We start from the raw sequence: 25,240 nt of genomic DNA, 5'->3' as shown, positions 1-25,240 counted from the left end.
CAAGAGGTGTTTTTTGCAGACCATCCACATTGAGATCGAATTGTGAACATCGTAAGGATGGTCGTTGTATTGTCGGCGCGAAACGTCCTTCAGGCTGCCGTCCGGGCCCCACGTCCCGGCCGGTAACCTGGAACAGTTCCGCTTCGTCAACGCGCGCCCCAAGCTCTGCGTCGGAGCGTGTCGTACGAAGGGGTCAGTGTGTCGAAGTCATCGGAGTCTCTTGCTGCCCGGATCCCGGCCCCCGCCGTGGACTCCGCCGCACCAGGCTCCACCGCCGTCGTTCCCGCAGGGCGCTGCGGGGAGCCGTTCCCGCTCTCGGCGGCACAGCGCGGCATGTGGTTCGCGCAGCACCTGATCCCCGACGTTCCCGTCACGATCGCGCAGTACATCGAGATCGAGGGTGACTTCGACATCGACGTCCTGCGCCGGGTCGGCCCGAGCGTCGCCCGCGAGTTCGGGACCCCGCTGCTCCGCATCGTCGAGGTCGACTCCGAGCCGCGTCAGCTCGTCGACGAGTCGCTCGACGACGAGATGCCCTACCGGGACCTGCGTGGAGAGGCCGACCCCCACGCGGCCGCCGTGGAGTGGATGCGGCAGGACTACTCCGCTCCGATGGACCTGCTCACCGACCGGATGATCCGCGGCGCGGTGCTCCAGCTCGGGGACCGGCACTTCTACTGGTACTTCGCCATCCACCACATCGCGCTCGACGGCTTCGGCGCGGTCACCTTCATGTCCCGCATCGCCGAGGTGTACACCGCCGCCGTGCTCGGGCGGGAGCCGAGCCCGTCGGTGGCGAGCGACCTGCTCGCCGTCAACGAGGCCGAGGACAAGTACCGCGAGTCCACCCGGTTCCGGTCGGACCGCGAGTACTGGATGTCGCGCGCCGCCGATCTGTCTGCACCGCTGACCCTGTCCAACCGGACCGGCCGCCTCGAGGTGAGCTCTCGTGTGGTCGGCGGCGCACTGCCCGACCGGATCCTCACCGCCCTCGACGACGCGGTCGCCCGGCACAGCTCCGCGGACACCGCGATCACCGTCGCCGCGATGGCCGTGTACCTCGCCGAGATGACCGGCGCGACCGACATCGTGCTGAGCCTGCCCGTCTCCGCTCGTACCACCGCGGTGCTCCGGCGTTCCGGCGGCATGGTCTCCAATGTCGTTCCGCTGCGCATCTCGGTCACCCCGGAGACGACCGTCGGCGAGCTCGTCGCGCAGGTCGGCCTGGAGATGACCGGTGCGCTGCGTCATCAGCGGTACCGGCACGAGGACATTCGCCGCGACATCGGCGATGTCGACGGCGGGCGCGGGTTCTTCGGCCCGGCGATCAACATCATGAACTTCCACACCGAGATCACACTCGGCAAGGAGACCGGCAAGTTCAACGTTCTGTCGACCGGCCCCGTCGAGGATCTGTCGATCAACATCTATCCGAGCATTGTCGGGCGCAGCACCCGCGTCGATTTCGAGGCGAACCCGCACTGCTACACCGAGGACGAGCTGCAGGCCCACCACGACCGGTTCCTCCAGGTCCTGGACCAGGTCGTCCATGCCGACGCCACCACCCCGGTCACCGACATCGAACTCCTCGGAGCGCAGGAGCGTGAGCGCGTCCTCGGCTGGTCGCGTGGTGCTCGTGTGTCTGCGCCCGCGACGTCGCTGATCGGGCGGTTCGCTGCGCAGGTCGATGCTGTTCCGGATGTGCCTGCGGTGGTCTGCGGCGGTGAGTCGGTCTCGTATGTGGAGCTGGATCGGCGGTCGTCGGAGCTGGCTGCGGAGCTGATCGACCGCGGTGTCGGTGCCGACGACGTGGTCGGGGTGATGTTGCCGCGGTCGGTGTCGTGGGTGGTGGCGATGGTCGCGGCGTGGAAGGCGGGGGCGGCGTATGCGCCGATCGACCCTTCGTATCCGGTCGAACGCGTCCAGTCGATCGTCGTCGACACCGCCGCGCGGTGTGTGGTCGGCGAGGGCGGGCAGGGACTGACCGTTCCGGTGATTGCACCCGATGCCGGGGCCGGACGTGCAGTGACGCGGCTCGTCGACCGCTGGCGCGAGGACAACGCCGGCCGTCGCCTGGGTTACGTCATTTCGACGTCGGGTTCGACGGGCAAGCCGAAGCCGACGCTGGTGCCGATGGCGGGCATCGAGAACACGCTGGCCTGGTACGAAAGCGAGTTGCCCGCCGAGGGTGGCCTGTTGATCGCGTCGTCGCCGAGCTTCGACCTGACCCAGAAGAACGTGTGGGCGGCGCTGGCGGGCGGCCGGTCGATTCACCTCGCCGCGGACGGTTTCGATCCCGAGGAGATCCTGGCGATCGTCGCGGGTGGCGGTGTCCGGGTGGCGAACATGTCGCCCAGCGCATTCGGCGCGGTCGTCGACGGCGACACGGCGGGCGTGCTCGCCGCGCTCGACGTGGTGTTCCTCGGTGGTGAGCCGATCAACGTCGGACGGTTGGCCGGGCTCATGGAATCCGGTGTGCGCGTGGTCAACAGCTACGGCCCGACCGAAGCGTCGGACGTGGTGTCCTTCCAGGCCGCGACGGCGGACGACGTGGCCGGTGTGCCGATCGGGCATCCGCTGCCCAACGTGGACCTGTTCGTTCTCGACCGGCGGCTGAACATCGTGCCGATCGGCGTCGAGGGCGAGCTGTACATCGGCGGTGTCGGCGTCGGCCGCGGCTACGGCGGCCGGTTCGACCTCACCTCCCAGCGGTTCGTCGCCAACCCGTTCGGCGAGCCCGGTGATCGCCTGTACCGCACCGGCGACCTGGTGCGGTGGAACCGCGACGGTGCCCTGGACTACGTGGGGCGCACCGACTTCCAGGTGAAGCTGCGCGGCCTCCGGATCGAACTCGGAGAGATCGACGCGGTCCTGTCCGGCCACGAGTCCGTCGACTTCGCTGTCACCGTCGCGCACCAGCGCGGCGATTCCACCGTGCTCGTGTCCTACGTGTACCTCGCCGGCGGGCACACCTTCGACGCGGGAGCCCTGACGGCATCCGCCGGCAAATTCCTGCCCACCCACATGGTGCCCTCGGACATCGTGGAGCTCACCGAGGTCCCGTTGACGGCCTCGGGCAAGGTGGATCGCAAGGCCCTCGTCGATCCGGGTGTTCGTGCCACCGCGTACCGGGCACCGTCGAATCCTGTCGAAGCGGTCATCGCGGCCGCCGTCGCCACGGTGCTCGGCCTGGACCGGGTCGGTGTCGACGACTCGTTCTTCGCGCTCGGCGGTGACAGCATCATCGCCATCCAGCTGGTCGCCCGCGCGAAGGCGGACGGTGTCCGGTTCACCCCCCGAGATGTGTTCGAGCGCAAGACTGTTGCTGCGCTCGCCGAGATCGCCACCGAGGAAGCAGAGGCGGTCACTCTCGCCGAACTGCCCGGCGGCGGGATCGGCGCGATGCCGCTCACCCCGCACGCCACCGAGGTGCTCGAGCAGGGCGGCAACGTCGACCGCTTCTATCAGGCGCTGGTGCTCACCGCACCGGACGGCCTCGACGAGGAGACTCTCGCGCGCACCGTCGCCGCCGTCGTCGACCACCACGACGCGCTGCGTTCGGTGCTCGACCCGGTCGGCGAGCTGATCGTTCGCCCGGCGGGTTCGATTGCGCCGCAGGATGTCATCACCCGAGTGCCGGTACCCGCTCGGCCGGGCAGCGACGACTTCGAAGCCGCACTCACCGCGAGCTGCGCTGCCGCCGTGGACCGGCTGGACGCCGCCGCCGGTGTGATGCTGCAGATCGTGTGGCTCGACTCGGAGGGCGCCCCCGGACGCCTGCTCGTCGTCGCGCATCACCTCGTCATCGACGGCGTGTCGTGGCGAATCATCGTCCCGGACTTCGCTTCCGCCTGGATGCAGATTCTCTCCGGTGGCGACCCCGCGCTCGAACCGGTCGGTACCTCGTTCCGCCGCTGGACCCACGGTCTCGCCGAGACTGCCTCCACTGCACAGACTCTCGACGAGCTCGACGAGTGGCGCGGAGTTCTCGACGGCCCGGACCCGCTCATCGGTCGCCGGCGCCTCGATCCCGTGCTGGACATCGGCGCGACCTCGCAGCGTGTGAACGTCGAGGTGCCCGCCCACGTCACCGAGGCGCTGCTCACCACGCTGCCCGCCGCCTACCGCGGCGGCGTCGCGGACGGCCTGCTCGCCGCCCTCGCGCTCGCCGTCGCCGCCTGGCGGCAGCGCCACGGTGTCGACGAGCGCTCGGTCCTGCTGACCCTCGAGGGACACGGCCGCGACGAGGAACTCGTCCCGGGCGCCGACCTCTCGCGCACCGTCGGCTGGTTCACCACCTCGCACCCCGCGCGCCTCGACGTCGGCGGCGTCGACTTCGACGACGCCTTCGCGGGCGGGCCCTCCGCCGGTGCGGCCGTCAAGTCAGTCAAGGAACAGTTGCGCGCCCTGCCCGGCAACGGGACGGGCTACGGTCTGCTGCGCCACCTGCGCGCGGACACCGCCGACGAGCTGGCGGCCGCTCCGCACCCGCAGATCAGCTTCAACTACCTCGGCCGAATGACCACCGGCGAGGTCGGCAAGGACCTGCCCTGGGTGCCCGAGTCGGGTGCCCTCGACCTCAGCGCGGGCAGCGGCGCCGGGATGCCCGCGCGTGTGGCGATCGACATCAACGCCATGGTCGAGCCCGTCGCCGGCTCCGAGACCGGCGGCACACTGACGGCGACCTTCGACTTCCCGTCCGGTGTGCTGACCGCCGCCGAGGTCACCGAACTCGCCGCGCTGTGGCGCGACGCGCTGACCGCGCTCGCCACGCACGCGCGCCGCCCCGACGCCGGTGGTCTCACCCCCAGCGACACCCCGCTCGTGTCCGTCGACCAGTCCACCATCGAGTCCTGGGAGGCCCGGTTCCCGGGCGTGCAGGACATCTGGTCCCTCTCGCCGCTGCAGGCGGGCCTGCTCTTCCACGCAGGCCTGACCTCGGCAACCATGGACGTGTACACCGGACAGTTGGTGCTTCGACTGGGTGGGTCGATCGACGCGGCCCGGATGCACCGCGCCGCGCAGCGATTCCTGGAGCGCCACGAGAACCTGCGCTCGGCGTTCGTGTACGACGCGGACGGTGTGCCCGCACAGCTGGTGATGACGGGCTTGACCGCCCCGTGGCGGGAGGTGCGGGTCGCTGACGACGCCGAGCTCGCCGAGCTCGCGTTCGCCGAGCGGACTACACCGTTCGACATGATCGCGCCGCCGCTGATGCGCTGGCTGCTCGCCTGGAAGCCGGACGGCACCGCGACCCTGATGGTCACGAACCATCACATCCTTCTCGACGGCTGGTCCATGCCGTTGCACGTCAAGGATCTGCTCCTCCTGTACGCGATGGACACCCCGATTCCGACGCCCGCCCGGGCCTACCGGAGCTACCTGAACTGGCTCGCGGGGCAGGACCGCGCGGGTGCCTTCGCGAGCTGGACGAAGGCGCTGGAGGGCCTCGACGAGCCGACCCTCGTCGCCCCCGAGTCCGCGGGCCGCGCGTTGTCCGCGATACCCGCGGGCGTGGACGCCCCGATCACGCCGCAGCTCGCCGATTCCATCGCCGCTCTGGCTCGCCACCACGGCGTGACGGTCAACACCGTCATCCAGGCGGCCTGGGGAATCATGTTGTCGCGCTTGCTGTCCCGCGACGACGTCGTCTTCGGCGCGACCGTCTCCGGGCGTCCGCCCGAACTCACGGGCGTCGAGGAGATGCTCGGCCTGTTCATCAACACCGTGCCGGTCCGGGTCCGGCTCGACCAGTCCGAAAGTGGTGGTGCGCTGCTCTCGCGTCTGCAGGACGAGCAGGTGCGTCTGTTCGATCACCATCACGTCGGACTCGGTGAGTTGCAGGCCACCCTCGGTCCCGGTTCCGTCTTCGACACCCTCATGGTCTTCGAGTCCTATCCCATCGATCGCGCCGGTCTCGACGAGAACACCGACATCGTCGGGATGCGGGTGCAGGGCATCGATCTCGTCGACGCCACGCACTACCCGGTCGCACTCATCACGCTGCTCGAGCCGGAACTGAAGCTCACGCTGAAGTACTCGACGGAGGCGGTCACCACGGACCGGGCGGCGACGCTGGCCGCCCGGCTCGCTCGCGTGCTGACCGCGTTGGCCGCCGATGCCTCCGTGCCGGTCGGCGATCTCGATCTGCTGTCCGAGGCGGAGCGGGAGGCGACACTGGTGCGGTCGAACGCGACCGCACGGGAGGTCGAGAACGTCACGCTGGTCGATCTGCTCGACCGGCAGGCGGCACGGACGCCGTCCGCTGTCGCGCTCGTCTCCGGCGACACCTCGCTGACGTTCGCCGAGTTCGATGCGCGTGTGAATCGTCTTGCCCGGCACCTGGTGTCGAGCGGTGTCGGCCCCGAATCGATGGTCTGCGTCGCGATGCGGCGGTCCCTCGACCAGATCGTCACATTGCACGCGATCGTGCGCGCGGGTGGCGCCTACGTGCCTCTCGACCCGGACCATCCGGCGGAGCGGAACGGTCACGTGCTGGCCATCGCCGCGCCTGCGCTGGTGCTCACCACGACGACCGACGCCGATGCGCTGCCCGGGACCGACGTAGTCATCGTGGACCGGCTCGACCTGTCCGGGTACGCGGAGACCCCGCTCACCGATGCCGATCGCCTCGTACCGCTGCGCCCGGACAACACCGCGTACGCGATCTTCACCTCCGGGTCGACCGGTCGGCCGAAGGGCGTCGCGGTCTCGCATGCCGCGATCGTGAACCGGTTGCTGTGGATGCAGCACGCCTACCCGATCGACGACCGGGACGTCGTGCTGCAGAAGACACCCGCGACCTTCGACGTGTCGGTGTGGGAACTGTTCTGGCCGCTGCTGACCGGCGCCGCACTCGTGGTGGCGGCACCGGACGGGCACCGCGATCCGCTGTACCTGTCCGCGATCATCCGCGAGCACGCCGTCACCACGGCGCACTTCGTGCCGTCCATGCTCGACATCTTCCTCGAGCAGGCCGACGTCGCCGCGTGCACCTCGCTGCGTCAGGTGTTCGCGAGTGGTGAGGCGCTGCCTCGCACCTCCGTCACGCGCTGGTACCAGAACTTCGCGGCACCGCTGCACAATCTCTACGGCCCCACCGAGGCGGCCGTCGACGTCACCTTCCATCACACCGATCCGGCTGCGTCCGGTCCGGTTCCGATCGGCGCGCCGGTCTGGAACACCCGGGTGTACGTGCTCGACGCCCGGCTGAACCCGGTGCCGCCGGGCGTTCCCGGTGAGCTGTACCTGGCCGGTGTCCAGCTCGCACGCGGATACATCGGCCGACCCGATCTCACCGCGGACCGGTTCGTCGCGGACCCGTTCGGCCACGGCCGCCGGCTCTACCGGACCGGCGATCTGGTCACGTGGAACACCGCCGGTGAGGTGGAGTACCTGGGCCGCACCGATTTCCAGGTCAAGCTGCGCGGTCTGCGCATCGAGCTCGGCGAGATCGAATCGGCCCTGTTGCGCCATCCCGATGTCGCGCAGGCCGCGGTCCTGGTGCGAGGCTCGGGCGGAGGCGAGCGTCTCGTCGCGTACGTCGCCGCGACCGGTGAGGCCGTCCTCGACCCGGCAGACCTGGGTGCGTTCGCCGCTGCGGAGCTGCCGCCCTACATGGTTCCGGCTGCGTTCGTGGTCCTGGACTCGATGCCGCTCAGCGCGAACGGCAAGCTCGACCGCCGTGCGCTGCCGGAGCCGGAGCGGGCGTCGACGGAGTTCCTCGCGCCCGAGACGTCCGCGGAGATCGCGGTCGCGATGGTGTTCGCGGAGCTCCTCGGCGTGGACGCGGTCAGCGTCACGGACAGCTACTTCGACCTCGGCGGCAACTCGCTGACCGCCACCCGCGCCGTCGCTCGGATCAACGCCGAGACCGGCGCCGGGATCGGCGTCCGGGAACTGTTCGAGGCGCCGACCGTGCGTGCCCTCGCCGAGATGCTCGACGCCGCCCCGACGGGTGTCGCCGACATCGGTCCGGTGGCGGGGGAGCGCCCGTCCCGGCTGCCGCTCTCCCCGGCACAGTCCCGGATGTGGGTGCTCAACCGGCTCGACTCCGCCTCGGGTGCCTACAACATCGCGGCCGCGCTGCGATTGTCCGGGACGCTCGACGTCGACGCGTTGCACGCGGCGATGACCGACCTGATCGCGCGGCACGAGGTACTGCGCACCGTCTACCCCGACTCTGCGGACGGCCCGCAGCAGTTGATCCTTCCGGTCGACTACGCGGGCCCCGACCTGTCCCCGGTCGACGTCGACCCCGCGGACCTGTACGGCGCCGTCGCCCGGCTCGTCGCCGAGGGATTCGACGTCACCTCCGATGTCCCGTTGCGTGCCGCGGTGCTGAGGGTTGCCGCCGACGAGTACGTTCTGGTCCTCGTCGTGCACCACATCGCCGCCGACGGCTGGTCCATGCAGCCGCTCGCCCGCGACCTGATGGTGGCCTACACCGCCCGCTGCGCCGGTCGCGCACCGCAGTGGACTCCGCTGGCCGTGCAGTACGCCGACTACGTGCTGTGGAAGCTGGCCGCACTCGGTGACGAGGAGGACGCCGATTCGACTGCGGCCCAGCAGATCACCTACTGGGCCCGCGCACTCGCCGGACTCCCCGAGCGGCTGGAGCTGCCGACGGACCGCCCCCACCCGCCGGTGCCGTCGTATCGCGGTGGAACAGTGCACGCCGAGGTCGGCGAGGCCACCCTCGCCGCGTTGCGCGAGCTCGCGCGCGAGACCCGGTCGACTCCGTTCATGGTCCTGCACTCCGCGCTCGCGGTGCTGCTGGCGCGGCTGACCGCGAGCACCGACATCGCCATCGGGACCCCGGTCGGTGGTCGCGGTGCGGCGGCGCTCGACGACCTGGTCGGCATGTTCGTCAACACGCTCGCGCTCCGCACCCAGGTCGAGCCGGGCATGACGTTCCGGCAGGTGCTCGATGCCGCCCGGCAGGCGGATCTCGATGCCTTCGCGCATTCCGACGTGCCGTTCGAACGGATCGTCGACGCCGTGCCCGGTGCGCGCTCCACGGCCCACCACCCCCTCTTCCAGGTGATGCTCGCGGTCGAGGACGGTCCCGCACCGCGAATCGAACTGCCCGACCTGACTGTCTCGTTGGAGCCGATGGACTTCGAGGTCGCGAAGTTCGACCTCGCCGTCGCCTTCGCCCCGGACGCCGAGTCCGGCGCCCGGTTCACCTGGTCCTACGCCCGCGACCTGTTCGACGGCGAATCGGTGCACGCGATCGCGGACCGGTTCACCCGACTCCTCGACGCCGTGCTCTCGGACCCGTCCGTCGTGGTCGGCGACGTGGACCTGTTCGCCGCGGGCGAGCGGGACGCGGTCGCCGTGCACTCCGGCGGTCCGGCCGTGCCTGCCGCCACCATCGCCGACCTCCTCGCCGCCGGTGTCGAGGCCGGTGCGGACTCGCTCGCGGTGGAATTCGAGGGTGGGCAACTGACCTACTCCGAGCTCGACGAGCGCTCGAACCGGTTGGCACGCATGCTGATCGAGCGGGGCGTCGGCCCCGAGTCGACGGTGGCGCTGTCGTTCCCGCGTACGGTGGACGCGGTCGTCGCGATGTGGGCGGTCGCCCGCTCCGGTGCCGCGTTCGTGCCCGTCGACCCGGGCTACCCTGCCGAGCGGATCGAGCACATGGTCACCGACTCGGGGGTGGTGTTCGGTCTCACCGACCGGACGCACCTCGGCCGGCTGCCGGGCGGGGTGGAATGGCTCGCGATCGACGGCGACGACGTCGCCGCCGCGATCGCCGCGCTGCCCGCCACCCCCGTCACCGACGACGAGCGGACCACGCCGCTGTGCCCCGAGCACGTCGCGTACATGATCTACACCTCCGGATCGACGGGCCTGCCCAAGGGCGTCGTCGTCACGCACACCGGACTGCCTGCGTTCACCGCCACCGCCCGCGCCGACATGCTCGCCGGACCGGACTCGCGGATCCTGCGGCTCGCCTCGTCCAGCTTCGACGCGTCGGTGTTCGAGCAGCTGCTCGCCTTCAGTGCGGGCGCCACCCTCGTGATCGCCCCACCGGAGGTCATCGCCGGAGAGGAACTGACCGCGTTCGTCGCGGACCGTTCCGTCACCCACGTGCTCAGTGCCCCGGCCGCACTCGGCACCGTCGACCCGGCACGCTGGCCGACCGTCGAGCTGGTCGCCGTCGGAGGCGAGGCGTGCCCGCCCGACCTGGTGGAGAAGTTCGCGCCCGGTCGCCGCTTCCTCAACGCCTACGGCCCGACCGAGACCACCATCGTGGTCACGTTCACCGACCACCTCGCGACCGCGGCCGACATCACCATCGGCGCACCGATCCAGGGCGCCCTGGCGATGGTCCTCGACCCCCGGATGCGGCCCGTGCCGCACGGGGTGACCGGCGAGCTGTACATCGCCGGTCCCGGGCTTGCCCGCGGTTACCGCGGACGCCCGGGACAGACCTCGGATCGGTTCGTGGCCAACCCCTTCGGTGCTCCGGGCGACCGCATGTACCGCACCGGCGACCTCGTGCGCCGGAACCCGGCAGGCAACTACGATTACCTCGGCCGCGCCGATGCCCAGGTCAAGATCCGCGGCCTGCGTGTCGAGCTCGGGGAGATCGAGGCAGCTCTCGCCCGGCACTCCGACGTGGCGACCGCCGCCGCCTCCGTGCACCGCGACGGTGCACGCGGCGACCAGATCGTCGGCTACGTGGTCCCCGTGCCCGGTGTCACCGTGGACGTCGCCGACGTGCTCGCGGCCGCGGCGGAGCACCTGCCGCGGGCGCTCGTGCCTGCGACGGCGATGGTTCTCGACGCGATCCCCACCACGCCCGCGGGCAAGGTGGACCGCGCCGCGCTGCCGGAACCGGTGTACGCGCCGCGCGAGTACGTCGCCCCGCGCACGGTGGCGGAGACGATCGTCGCCGACATCTTCGGAGAGGTGCTCGGCGTCCCGCAGGTCGGTGCCGACGACAACTTCTTCGACATCGGTGGCAACTCGCTGACCGCCACCCGCGTCGTCGCGCACGTCAACGCCGCCTTCGACACGGCGATCCCGGTGCGAGAGGTGTTCGACGCACCCACCGTCGCGGCGCTCGCCCTCGTGGTCGAGTCGGCAGAGGCGTCGAACCGGCCCGCCCTGGTGGCGGGCCCCCGGCCGGAGCGCATCCCGCTCTCTCCCGCGCAGGCCCGCATGTGGATCCTCAACCGCTACGACCCCGAGTCGGTGGCCTACAACATCCCCCTGGTGCTGCGACTGTCGGGTGAGCTCGACGTCGCCGCACTGCAGGCGGCGGTCTCCGATCTGGTGGAGCGCCACGAGGTGCTGCGCACCGTGTACCCGGACGCCGAGTCCGGTCCGTACCAGCTGATCCTGCCCGTCGCCGGGGCGAGCGCAGCGACGGGGGATGTCACACGGGGTGCGGTGCTGCCGGACCCGGTCGTCGTCGACGACGAGCAGGCGCTGCGTGCCGCGATCTTCGCCGAACTTGCGCGCGGTTTCGACGTGACCACGTCGGTTCCGCTGCGTGGCAGCATCTTCCGATGCGGTGACGAGCACGTGCTGGTGCTCGTGGTGCACCACATCGCCGCCGACGGCGCCTCGGTGCCGCCGCTCGCTCGGGATCTGGTGCTGTCCTACACGGCACGCGCCGCGGGCGTCGCGCCCGGCTGGGCGCCGCTGCCCGTGCAGTACGCCGACTTCAGCCTCTGGCAGCACGCCGTGCTCGGCGCCGACGGCGACCCGGAGAGTCGGGCGTCGCAGCAGGCGGAGTACTGGCGCGAACAGCTGCGTGGCGCACCCGAAGTGCTCGAACTCCCGCTCGACCGGCCACGTCCCGACGTGGCGTCCATGCGCGGTGACGTCGTCGAGGTCGACTGCCCGGAGGAACTCCTCGGGCGGATCGACGCACTCGCCCGTGACCGCGGGACGACCCGGTTCATGGTGCTGCACGCCGCGCTGGCGGTCGTGCTGGCGCGGCTGAGCGCCGGCACCGACATCGTGCTGGGCACCCCGATCGCCGGACGTGTCGAGCGGGATCTCGGTGATCTCGCAGGCATGTTCGTCAACACCCTCGCGCTGCGCACCGAGGTCGATCCGGCGACGAGCTTCACGGACCTGCTGGCGGCGGTCCGGGAGACCGACCTGGAGGCCTTCGGCAACGCGGATCTACCGTTCGAGCGGCTGATCGACGTGCTGCGGCCGTCTCGATCGCAGGCGTACGCGCCGATCGCGCAGGTCAGCCTGTCGACCGAGCACCAGGACGTGAGCAGCCTCGACCTGCCCGGCCTGCACATCGAGGTCGTCGACCTCGAGTTCGTCCCGGCGAAGAACGACCTGCAGGTCACCGTCTACGAACGGAGCGGGCGCAGTGGTGCGACCGTGTCGTTGACCTATGCGACGGACCTGTTCGACCGGTCCTCGGTGGCGGTGTTCGGCGAACGCTTCCTCCGGGTGCTCGAGTCCGTCGTCGCGGACCCGGCCGTGGTGGTCGGCGACATCGACCTCCTCGACGGCGCCGAGCGCGAACTGGTCACCCCGGAGGCGATTCCGGCGCTGCCGCAGGCACTGCTGCCGGACCTGCTGACCGCAGGCGTCCGGACGTCCGCCGACGGGACCGCCGTGGTGTTCGACGGCGGTGAGCTGACGTACCGTGAGCTGGACGAGCGCTCGAATCGGTTGGCGCGCCTGCTGATCGAGCGTGGCGCGGGTCCGGAGCGTGCGGTTGCGGTGTCGTTGCCGCGGTCGGTGGACGCGATCGTCGCGCTCTGGGCGGTGGCGAAGTCCGGCGCGGTCTTCGTGCCCGTCGACCCGACCTACCCGGCGGACCGGATCGCGCACATGCTGTCCGACTCCGGTGTGGCACTGGGCCTCACGGGCCTCGCCCACCGCGACGAGCTCCCGGCCGAGGTGCACTGGCTGGCGCTCGACGACCCCGAACTCGACGCCGCGTGCGCCGTGATGTCCGCGGAGACGGTGACCGACGCCGACCGACGCACCCCGTTGCTCCCGGATCACGCCGCCTACATCATCTACACCTCCGGTTCGACCGGCCTGCCCAAGGGTGTGGTGGTCTCCCACACCGGTCTGGCGATGTTCGGTGCGGACGCCCGCCCGGACTTCCTGCCGAGTGCCGCGTCACGAGTGCTGCGGCTCTCGTCGTCGAGTTTCGACGCCTCGCTCTTCGAGCAGATCTTCTCGTTCAGCGCGGGCGCCGCGATGGTGGTGGCTCCGCCCGCCGTGATCGGCGGCGACGAACTCACCGAACTACTGCGCCGCGAGCGGGTCACCCATGTGATGGCCGCACCTGCCGCGCTCGGCACGGTCGACCCGACGATGCTGCCGGACCTGGAGTTCGTCGGCGTCGGTGGTGACGTCTGCCCGCCGCACCTGGTCGACCAGCTCGCGCCCGGACGCGCCTTCGTCAACGGGTACGGGCCGACCGAGACCACCATCGTGGTCACTCTCACCGAGCACCTCACGAGCCGGGACGAGATCACCATCGGCGCGCCCATCCAGGGTGTGCAGGCGATGGTCCTCGACGCCCGCCTCCGACCGGTTCCCCTGGGTGTCGTGGGTGAGCTGTACCTGGCGGGCCCCGGTCTCGCCCGCGGCTACCACCGGCGGACCGGGTTCACCTCGGAGCGTTTCGTGGCGAACCCGAACGGCGGCCCCGGCTCGCGGATGTACCGCTCGGGCGATCTCGTGCGGCGCGACGCCCAGGGGCGTCTCGACTACGTCGGCCGCGCCGACGCCCAGGTCAAGATCCGCGGCCTGCGCGTCGAACTCGGGGAGGTCGAGTCGGCACTGACCCAGCACGTCGCCGTGGCGGACGCGGTCGCGTCCGTGCACCGCCATCCGACGGCCGGCGACCAGCTCGTCGGCTACGTTCTCCCCGTCGAGGGGGCCGTGATCGACGCCGCGGAGGTGCTGGCCGTCGCGTCGACCCACCTGCCGCGCAACCTGGTTCCCGCCGCACTGGTGGTCCTCGCCGAGATCCCGACCACGCCTGCGGGCAAGGTGGACCGGCGCAGCCTACCGGAGCCCGAGTTCGCCTCCCTCGCAGCGGAATACCGCGAGCCCGTGACAGAAACCGAGCGTCTCGTCGCCGCGGTGTTCGCCGAGGTGCTCGGGCTCGAACGCGTCGGCGCAGACGACGACTTCTTCGCACTCGGCGGCAACTCCCTGTCCGCGACGCGGGTCGTCGCCAGGCTCGGCGAGGCCCGCGGGACCTCCGTCGCCGTGCGCGTCCTGTTCGACGCGCCCGTCGTGCACGCGCTCGCGTCGGCGCTCGCTGCGCAGGTTCCCGGCGAGGGTCGTCCCGTGCTCGCCGCGGGGCCCCGCCCGGACCGGATCCCGCTCTCGACCGCACAGTCCAGGATGTGGTTCCTCAACAGGTTCGACACCGAATCGGCGGCGTACAACATTCCGCTGGCACTTCGTCTGACCGGCGATCTCGACGTCGACGCGTTGCAGGCCGCGGTGCGTGACGTCGTCGAGCGTCACGAAACGCTGCGCACGGTGTACCCCGATTCGGCGGACGGGCCGCACCAGGTGGTGTTGCCCGCGCAGCGGGTCGCACTCGACCTGACGCCGGTGTCCGTGTCGAAGGACGCCGTCGCCGCCGAGGCGCTCGCCGTGCTCGGCACCGGCTTCGACGTCACCGCCGATGTCCCGGTCCGAGGCCGCCTGCTGCGCGTCGACGCCGACGGCGCAGCCGTCACCCGGGACACCGACGGCGGGGCCGTCACTGGCGATGCTGCCGAGCATGTCCTGCTCATGGCGGTGCACCACATCGCCGCCGACGGCTTCTCCGTCGGACCGCTGGCCCGCGACGTCGTCGTCGCCTACGAGTCCCGGCGCCGGGGTGCCGAGCCGATGTGGGCACCGTTGGACGTCCAGTACGGCGACTACACCCTGTGGCAGCGGGACCTGCTCGGCGCCGAGGACGATCCGCAGTCCCGGGCCGCACAGGAGATCGAGTTCTGGCGCGGCGCCCTCGCCGGACTCCCCGACGTACACCAGCTGCCGACCGACCGGCCCAGGCCGGCGGTCCGGTCGGGCCGCGGCGCCCGCGTCGAGTTCCCGATCGACGCCGCGCTCGCCGCACGGATGCGCGAGTTCGCCGCCGCCCGCGGCGTGACCGCGTTCATGGTCGTGCACACCGCCCTCGCGGTGCTGCTGAGCCGTCTCGGCGGCTCGGGGGACATCGCGGTCGGAACCCCGGTCGCCGGTCGCGGCGAGCGGGCGCTGGACGACCTGATCGGCATGTTCGTGAACACCCTGGTGCTGCGTACGCAGGTGGATTCCGGGGCGACGTTCGAGAAGGCTCTCGCCGACGTCCGCGACGCCGACCTGGCCGCGCTCGGGCACGTCGACCTGCCGTTCGAGCGGCTCGTGGAGGTGCTCGCCCCGACCCGGTCGACCGCGTTCACCCCGCTGTTCCAGGTGATGCTCTCGTTCGAGAACTTCGGTTCGGCACCGGTCGAGCTGCCCGGGCTGACGCTCACACCCCTCGAATCCGAGGTCGCGGTCGCCAAGTTCGATCTCTCGGTGACCGTCTCCGAGGACGCGAACGCCGACGGCACACTGCCCGCGGCGATCACCTACGCCACGGACCTGTTCGACCCCGAGACGGTGGAGACCCTTGCCGCCCGCTTCGTCCGGGTCCTCGACGCGCTCGTCGCGTCGCCGGAGTCGGTCGTCGGTGACGTCGACCTGCTCGGTGACGAGGCGGACAGCATCGCCCGGTGGAACGACACCGATGCCCCGATCTCGGAGGCGACGCTCACGGATCTCGTTGCGGCGCAGGTGTCGCGGACTCCCGACGCGCTCGCCGTGACCTTCGACGGCCGGTCCCTGACCTACCGCGAGTTCGACGCGCGCGCGAACAGGCTTGCCCGCCGGCTCGTCGCGGAGGGCGCGGGCCCCGACACCGTCGTCGCAGTGGCCATGCGCCGCTCCGTCGAACTCCTGGTGGCGGCACACGCGGTCGTCAAGACGGGTGCGGCGTACCTCGTCGTCGACCCGGATCAGCCGGCCGCCCGCACCGCGGACGTGCTGTCCGACGCGGGCCCGGTGTGTGTGCTCACCGTCGGGGACGTGGACCCCGGTGCGGTACCGGTCGTCCGTGTCGACGCGATCGACCTCGGCGGCCACTCGGACGCACCCGTCACCGACGCCGATCGCCTCGCGCCGCTGCGCGCGGACAACGCCGCCTACGTCGTGTACACGTCGGGTTCGACCGGAAAACCCAAGGGCGTCACGGTCACCCACCGGTCGATCGTGAACCAGATGCTCTGGCGTCAGGACGTGTACGCACTGGACGGGTCGGACGTCGTGCTGCAGAAGACGCCGGTGACCTTCGACGTGTCGGTGTGGGAGTGCTTCTGGCCGTTGCTGTCCGGGTCGCGCGTCGTCGTCGCGCGGCCGGACGGGCATCGCGATCCCGCGTATCTCGTCGATCTTGTCGTCACGGAGTCCGTGACGACGGTGCACTTCGTGCCGTCCATGCTCGCGCTGTTCGTGTCCGAGGCGGGCACCGGTCTGGACCGCTGCACCAGCCTGCGGCGCGTCTTCTCGGGCGGCGAGGCACTGCCCGCCGACGTCGCGGTCCGGGTGCGCCGGGCCCTGCCCGGCGCGGAACTGCACAACCTCTACGGTCCTGCGGAGGCCGCGGTCGACGTCACCTTCCACCGGGTCACCGGCGACGACACCGGCGCCGTGCCGATCGGTGCGCCCCTGTGGAACACGAGGGCCCACGTGCTCGACGGCCGGTTGCACGCGGTGCCCGTCGGCGTCCCCGGCGAGTTGTACCTCGCGGGCGTCCAGCTGGCGCGGGGATATCTGGGCCGCGCCGACCTGACCGCCGACCGGTTCGTCGCCGACCCGTTCGGCGAGCCGGGGGAGCGGATGTACCGGACCGGCGACCTGGTCCGCTGGGGAGCCGGAGGTGAGCTCGAGTACCTGGGCCGCACCGACTTCCAGGTGAAGCTGCGCGGTCAGCGGATCGAGCTCGGCGAGGTCGAGGCGGCGTTGCTCGCCGACCCGGCCGTCGGCCAGGCCGTCGCCGTTGTCGCGAAGGTCGCCACGGGCGAGCACCTCGTGGCCTACGTGGTCCCCGCGCTCGGCGAGGCCGTCGACACCGAGCGCCTGCGGTCCACGGTCGCGGCGTCGCTCGCGTCGTACATGGTGCCGTCCGCGCTGACCGTGCTGGACGCCCTGCCACTCGGACCCACCGGAAAGCTCGACCGCCGGGCGCTTCCCGAGCCCGTGTTCACGGCGCGGGAATTCCGCGCACCGTCGACGCCGTCGGAGACTGCCGTCGCGGACATCGTCGCCGAACTGCTCGGCGTCGACCGGGTGGGCGCGGACGACGACTTCTTCGCGCTCGGTGGCAACTCGCTGGTCGCCACCCAGCTGGTGGCGCGGGTGAACGCCGCGCTGGCATCCACCATCAGGATCCGAGACGTCTTCGAGGCGCCCGGTGTCGCGGCGCTCGCCGCCCGAGCCGACGCATCGGAGCGCGCGAGCGCCCTGCCCCCGCTGGTCGCGGGTCCGCGTCCCGACCGGATCCCGTTGTCGCTGGCGCAGTCCCGGATCTGGTTCCTGAATCGCGTCGACGTGACCTCGGCGGCGCAGAACATTCCGTATGCGCTGCGGCTGACCGGTGACGTCGACCTCGACGCGCTGCGGTCCGCGGTCCGTGACGTGCTGGCACGTCACGAGTCGCTGCGGACGATCTACCCCGACACCGAGGACGGCCCTGTCCAGGTGATCCTCCCTGCCGAGGAAGTGCGGCTGGAGCTCGGCGCGACGGCGACCACCGAGGACGCGCTCCTCGGTGACCTGACCCGCGTGCTCGCCACCGGGTTCGACGTCGCAGCGGAAATCCCGTTGCGCGGAGCCGTTTTCCGCGTCGAGTCGACAGGACAGTCGGCGCCCGTGCACGTGCTGGCGTTCGTGATCCACCACATCAGCGGTGACGGCTTCTCCACGGGACCGATGGTCCGTGATCTGATGCTCGCGTACGCGGCTCGCAGTGCAGGTCAGGCTCCCGGCTGGGAGCCCCTGCCCGTCCAGTACGCCGATTTCACGCTGTGGCAGCGCGAGGTACTCGGATCGGAGAGTGATCCCGAGTCCACGATGTCGCGGCAGATCGCCTACTGGCGTGACGCACTCTCCGCGCAACCGGACCTGCTCGAACTGCCCACCGACCGGCCGCGGCCCGCGACGATCTCACAGGCCGGCGGCACCGTCGAGTTCGGCTTCGGCGCCGAGGTCCATCTCGCTCTCACGAGCCTGGGGGCGGAACACCGGGCGACGCTGTTCATGGTCCTGCACGCGGCGTTCGCGGCGTTCCTCGCCCGCACGGCGACCACCGACGACGTGTCCGTCGGTACCCCGGTCGCGGGTCGTGGCCATGCCGAGCTCGACGACATCGTCGGCATGTTCGTGGGAACCCTGGTGTTGCGCACCGGAGTCCGCGCCGACGGCTCGTTCACGGACCTGCTCGCGCACGTCCGCGACCAGGACCTCGGGGCCTTTGCCAACTCGGACGTTCCGTTCGAGAAGCTGGTCGAGGCGCTCGACCCGGTCCGGTCGTCCGCGCGGCACCCGCTGTTCCAGGTCGGCTTCGCCCTGCAGAACCACCGCGCGGGCAGCCTGGAACTCCCGGGCCTGCAGATCGAGCCGGTCGAACCCGGAATCACGTTGTCGCCGGTCGACCTCCAGCTGACGCTGCGGGACCGCTACGACGAATCCGGCGCCCCGCTCGGCCTCGATGCCGTGTTCACCTACTCGACGGCACTGTTCGACGAGAACACCGTCCACGCCTTCGCCGAGCGTTTCGCGCGGCTGCTCCACGCAGTCGCCGCGAACCCGGGCGTCGTCGTCGGTGACATCGAGATGCTCGGTGCCGACGAGTACGACGCGGTGCCGTTGCGTGTGCCCGCGCTGCCGGCCGCACTGCTGCCGGATCTGCTCACCGCCGGTGTCGATGCCGGGGACGTCGCGGTGGTGTTCGACGGCGGCGAGCTGTTGTACCGCGAGCTGGACGAGCGGTCGAACCGGTTGGCGCGGGCGCTGATCGGTCGTGGTGCGGGTCCGGAGCGCGCGGTCGCCGTAGCGCTACCGCGGTCGATGGAATCGCTCGTCGCCCTGTGGGCCGTGGCGAAGTCGGGCGCGGTCTACGTGCCCGTCGACCCGTCGTACCCGGCGGACCGGATCGCGCACATGATCGCCGACTCGGACGTCGCGCTCGGCTTCACGGACCGGGACGGACTCGCCACACTTCCCGCCGGGGTGAAGTGGATGACCCTCGACGACGCCGATCGGGACGATCTCGCGTCCGGGCCGGTGACGGACGCGGATCGCCTGAGCGTTCTGCGTCCCGATCATGCGGCCTACGTGATCTACACATCGGGTTCGACGGGCATGCCGAAGGGCGTCGTGGTCACCCATTCCGGGCTCTCCTCGTTCGCCGCGCAGGCACGTCCGGAGATCGCGGTGACGGCGTCGTCTCGGGTGCTGCGACTGTCGTCGGCGAGTTTCGACGCGTCCCTCAGCGAGATGATCCAGTCGTTCAACGCGGGCGCGACCATGGTCGTGGCGCCGCCGTCCGTGATCGGCGGTGACGAACTCACGGAACTGATGGCGCGGGAGCGGGTCACCCATGTCATGACCGCGCCCGCGGCGCTGAGCACCGTCGATTCGTCGCGTCTGCCGGACCTGGAGATGGTCGGCGTCGGCGGCGACGTGTGCCCGCCCGCGCTGGTGGAGCAGTTCGCGCCCGGTCGCCGATTCCTGAACGGCTACGGCCCGACGGAGACGACGATCATCGTCACGCTGACGCCGCCGCTGTCGGTCGGGGACCGGATCACCATCGGGCCGCCGATCCAGGGCGTCGAGGTGATGATCCTCGACAGCCGTCTGCATCCGGTGCCACTCGGCGTCGTGGGTGAGCTGTACGTGGCGGGACCGTCCCTGGCGCGTGGCTACCATCGCCGCAGCGGTCTGACCGCCGACCGGTTCGTCGCGAATCCGTTCGGGGACAACGGTTCCCGGATGTACCGCACCGGCGACCTGGTGCGCCTCGGCGCCGACGGACAGCTGGACTACATCGGCCGGGCCGACGCGCAGGTGAAGGTCCGTGGTCTGCGGGTCGAGCTCGGCGAGATCGAGGCGGCGCTGGCACGGCACACCGACGTCGCGGTGGCGGCGGCGACCGTCCACCGCACGGGGGCGGCGGGCGACCAGCTCGTCGGATACGTCGTGCCGGTCGCCGAGGCCACGGTCGACGTGACCGAGGTGCTCGCCGAGGCGGGCAGGCACCTGCCGCGGTCGCTGGTGCCTGCGGCCGTGGTCGCCCTCGACGCGCTGCCGATGACGCCCGCAGGCAAGATCGACCGGCGCAGGCTGCCGGTGCCCGAGTTCGCGTCGCGGGCAGCGGAGTACCGGGAGCCGTCGACGGAGATCGAGGCCGTCGTCGCCCGCGTGTTCGCCGAGGTCCTCGGCGTCGACCGGGTGGGCGCGGACGACGAGTTCTTCGCGATCGGCGGCAACTCGCTGTCCGCGACGAGGGTCGTCGCCCGGGTCAACGAGGCGATGCGCTCCGGCATCGGCGTGCGTGACCTCTTCGAGGCGTCCACGGTGGCGGCTCTCGCGGTGCGCGTCGAGGGCTCGGCCGGGTCGGCGCTCCCCGCGCTCGTCGCGCAACCTCGCCCCGACCGGATCCCGTTGTCGGCGGCGCAGTCCCGGATGTGGTTCCTCAACCGCCTCGACACCGCCTCGGCCGCCTACAACATTCCGTTCGCGGTCCGACTGAGCGGCGACCTGGACGTGGCCGCCCTGCGGGCCGCGGTCCGCGACGTGCTCGAACGGCACGAGTCGCTCCGCACCGTCTTCCCCGACTCGGAGGACGGACCGCACCAGGTGGTGCTGCCCGCCGACGAGGTCGATCTCGACCTCGAACCCGCCGCGGTGGCGGAGGACGCGGTCACCATGGCGGCGTTGTCCGTGCTGGGCGCCGGGTTCGACGTGACCTCAGCCGTCCCGATCCGCGGCCGGCTGCTGCGCGTCGACGCCGACGGCGGAGCCGTCACCCCGGACACTGCCGAGCACGTCCTGCTGATCTCGGTGCACCACATCGCCGCCGACGGCTTCTCCTCCCGCCCGCTGGCCCGGGACATCGTCGTCGCCTACGAGTCGCGGCGGCACGGGTCCGCGCCGCTGTGGAATCCGCTGGCGGTGCAGTACGCGGACTTCGCGCTGTGGCAGCGCGAGGTGCTGGGGTCGGAGAGCGACCCGCAGTCGCTCGCCTCGAAGCAGATCGAGTTCTGGCGTACCACGCTGCGCGGGATTCCCGAGGTGATCGAACTGCCCACCGACCGGCCGCGGCCGGCGGTCCGCTCCGGCAAGGGCGACCGCGTGCACTTCACCCTCGGTGCCGATGTGACGGCCCGACTGCGGGAGTACGCCGCCGAGCGCGGTGTCACGGTGTTCATGGTCGTGCACGCGGCGCTGGCGGTCCTGCTGAGCCGGATCTCGGCAAGCAGGGACGTCGTGGTCGGCACACCCGTCGCCGGACGTGGCCAGGAGGCGCTCGACGACCTGGTCGGCATGTTCGTCGGCACCCTGGTCCTGCGGACCGACGTCGATCCGGCCGGCTCGTTCCAGGAGTTCCTGGGTACGGTTCGCGACGGTGACCTGGCGGCCTTCTCGAACGCCGACCTGCCGTTCGAACGGCTGGTGGAGGTGATGGCGCCGCCGCGATCGACGTCGTTCACACCGCTGTTCCAGGTGATGCTCTCCTTCGAGAACTTCGCCTCGGCGCCGGTGGAACTGCCCGGACTGACGCTGACGCCGCTCGAATCGGATGCGGTCGTCGCCAAGTTCGATCTGGGCCTGTCCGTGTCGGAGACGGAGGACGCCGACGGCGCGCTGCCTGCGGCGATCACCTACGCGACCGACCTGTTCGACCGCAGCACCGCGGAGAGGATCGCGGACCGGTTCGTCCGGCTCCTCGTATCGGTGCTCGACGCACCGCAGGCTCCGGTCGGCGACGTCGACCTGCTCGGCGCCGACGAGAGGGATCTGGTGCCGTTCGGCGAGCCGGCGCTGGTGCCGGTGCTGCTGCCGGATCTGCTCACCGCAGGTGTCGACACCGGGGACGTCGCGGTGGTGTTCGACGGTGGCGAACTGACCTACCGCGAGCTCGACGAGCGGTCGAACCGGTTGGCCCGTGCGCTGATCGCGCGTGGCGCGGGTCCGGAGCACGCGGTGGCCGTCGCGCTGCCGCGGTCGATGGAGTCGATCGTCGCGTTGTGGGCGGTGGCCAAGGCCGGTGCCGTGTACGTGCCCGTCGACCCGTCGTACCCGGCGGACCGGATCGCGCACATGATCGGTGACTCGGCGGTGGCGCTCGGATTCACGGACGCCGCCGGTCTGGCGTCGCTGCCCGGCGGGTGCGAATGGCTCACGCTCGACGTGGCCGGCGACGGGGTGTCCTCGGCGGCGGTGACCGATGCCGACCGCCTGACCCCCCTGCGGATGGATCACGCGGCCTACGTGATCTACACGTCGGGATCGACGGGTATGCCGAAGGGCGTCGTGGTCACCCACGCCGGATTGTCCATCCTGTCCGCGGAGGCCCGTCCCGAGATGGCGGTGACGGCGTCGTCTCGGGTGCTGCGGTTGTCGTCGGCGAGTTTCGACGCGTCGCTCAGCGAGATGCTCCAGGCGTTCACCGCGGGCGCGACCATGGTGGTCGCGCCGCCGTCCGTGATCGGCGGTGACGAGCTGACGGAGCTGATGGCGCGGGAGCGGGTCACCCACGTCATGACCGCGCCCGCGGCACTGGGCACCGTGGATTCGTCTCGTCTGCCGGATCTCGAGATGGTCGGCGTGGGCGGTGACGTGTGCCCGCCCGCACTGGTGGAGCAGTTCGCGCCTGGCCGTCGATTCGTCAACGGCTACGGACCGACGGAGACGACGATCATCGTCACCCTGACCCCGCCCCTGTCGGCGGGGGACCGGATCACCATCGGCCCGCCCATCCAGGGCGCCGAGATGATGATCCTCGACACGCGTCTGCATCCGGTACCGCTCGGCGTGATCGGTGAGCTGTACGTGGCCGGTCACGGGCTTGCTCGCGGCTACCACCGTCGCAGCGGTCTGACCTCGGATCGGTTCGTCGCGAATCCGTTCGGGGACACCGGTTCCCGGATGTACCGCACCGGCGACCTGGTGCGCCTCGGCGCCGACGGACAGCTGGACTACATCGGCCGGGCCGACGCGCAGGTGAAGGTCCGTGGTCTGCGGGTCGAGCTGGGCGAGATCGAGGCGGCGCTGGCGCGGCACGAGACCGTTGCGGTCGCGGCGGCAACGGTGCACCGCGCCGGTGCGGCGGGCGACCAGCTCGTCGGGTACGTGGTGCCGGTCGCGGATGCGACGGTCGACGTGACCGAGGTGCTCGCGGAAGCGGGTCGTCACCTGCCGCGGTCGCTGGTGCCCGCCGCGGTGATGGTGCTGGATGCGCTGCCGATGACCCCCGCAGGCAAGGTGGACAGGCGGAGCCTCCCGGTTCCCGAGTTCGCTTCCCTGGCTGCGGAATACCGCGCACCCGAGACCGACACCGAACGCATCGTCGTGGAGGTCTTCGAGGAACTGCTCGGGCTCGAGAGGGTCGGCATCGACGACGACTTCTTCGCGGTCGGCGGCAACTCGCTCATCGCGACGCAGGCCATCGCGCGGATCAATTCGGCCGCGGGTACGGCCGTCGGTATCCGTGCACTGTTCGAGACGTCGACGCCGCACGGACTGGCCGCGTACGTCGACGCCGCGGGCCCGGCGTCGGACCGGCCCGCGCTCGTCGCCCGGCCGCGCCCGGAGCTCGTTCCGCTCACGCCGGCACAGGGCCGCATGTGGGTTGCGAACCAGCGCAACACGGCCGCGTCCACGAACATCCTGCCGGTTGCGATCCGGTTGACCGGGGCGATCGACCTCGCCGCACTGCAATCCGCGATGGTCGACGTCATCGAGCGTCAGGAAGCGCTCCGCACCTGGTATCCGGCGACGGACGGTGTTCCGCACCAGGTCGTCGTGCCCGCGGATCAGGTCCCGGTGGACCTGACGCCGCGCCCGGTGGCCGAGGCGGACCTGCACGAGACCGTCTACGCGATCGTGTCGGAAGGCTTCGACGTTTCCGCAGCCGTGCCGGTGCGGACGGTGCTCCTCGAGGTGGGGGAGAACGATCACGTACTGGTCATGGCCGTGCACCACATCTCGGCGGACGGGTTCTCCGTCGGTCCGATGGCGCGGGACATGATGATGGCCTTCATCGCGCGCAGCGCCGGCCAGGCCCCCGCCTGGATTCCGCTGCCGATTCAGTTCGCGGACTTCGCCGTCTGGCAGCGTGACCTGCTCGGTGAGGAGTCGGACCCGGAGTCGCTCGCGGCTCGGCAGATCGACTACTGGCGGGAGACGCTCGCGGGCATGCCCGATCGACTCGTCCTGCCGACCGACCACGACCGGCCCGAGGTGCTCACGCCCCGCGGCGACAAGGTGTGGTTCGAGGTCGGCGCCACGACTCACCAGCGACTGCAGCAGGTGGCGCGACAGCACGGTGTCACGATGTACACGGTCGTGCACGCCGCGTTCACCACGATGCTCGCGGGGATGTCCGGCACCGACGACATCACCATCGGCACGCCGACCGCGGGTCGTGGGGAGCAGGAGCTCGACAACCTTGTCGGCATGTTCGTCAACTGGCTGGTGCTGCGCTCGCGCATCGAGCGCGATGCGCCGTTCAGCCGACTCCTCGTACAGAGCCGCGAGACCGTCCTCGGCGCGCACGCGCACGCGGACATCCAGTTCGAGCGGCTCGTCGAGATCGTCGATCCGGTTCGTTCGACGTCGTGGAATCCGCTCACGCAGGTGGCGCTGTCCTACCAGAACCTGGCGGCGACCAGTCTCTCGCTGCCCGGCCTCGAGGTCGAGACGCTGGCGATGGAAGGTCGAATCGCGAAGAACGAGCTGCACCTGACGTTCACGCCCCAGGCCGGTGAGGAGGCCCTGTCACTGCAGGGGTCGTTCACCTTTGCGACCGACCTGTACGAGAAGTCGACGGTCGCGGCCATCGCGGACCGGTTCGTCGGGGTGCTCGACGCGGTCGCCGCCGACCCGGAGATCGTCGTCGGCACGCTCGCCGAGCACGGAGCGACCGTCTCCGCGGACGTGTGATCGGACAACGGCGCTGTGT

General features: G+C 71.0%; 1 protein-coding gene. It reads left to right on the top strand.

Going from position 1 to position 25,240, the window contains the following annotated elements:
• The first annotated feature begins 198 nt into the window (after positions 1 to 198).
• Complete coding sequence (locus tag ACFSJG_RS22835) at positions 199 to 25,221, top strand: non-ribosomal peptide synthase/polyketide synthase (protein WP_378487513.1); 25,023 nt, start codon at positions 199 to 201, stop codon at positions 25,219 to 25,221.
• Positions 25,222 to 25,240: the final 19 nt, after the last annotated feature.

The sequence above is a fragment of the Rhodococcus gannanensis genome (assembly GCF_042681175.1).
GTDB lineage: Bacteria > Actinomycetota > Actinomycetes > Mycobacteriales > Mycobacteriaceae > Rhodococcus_G > Rhodococcus_G gannanensis.
This window is presented reverse-complemented; position numbering and strand designations above follow the sequence as displayed.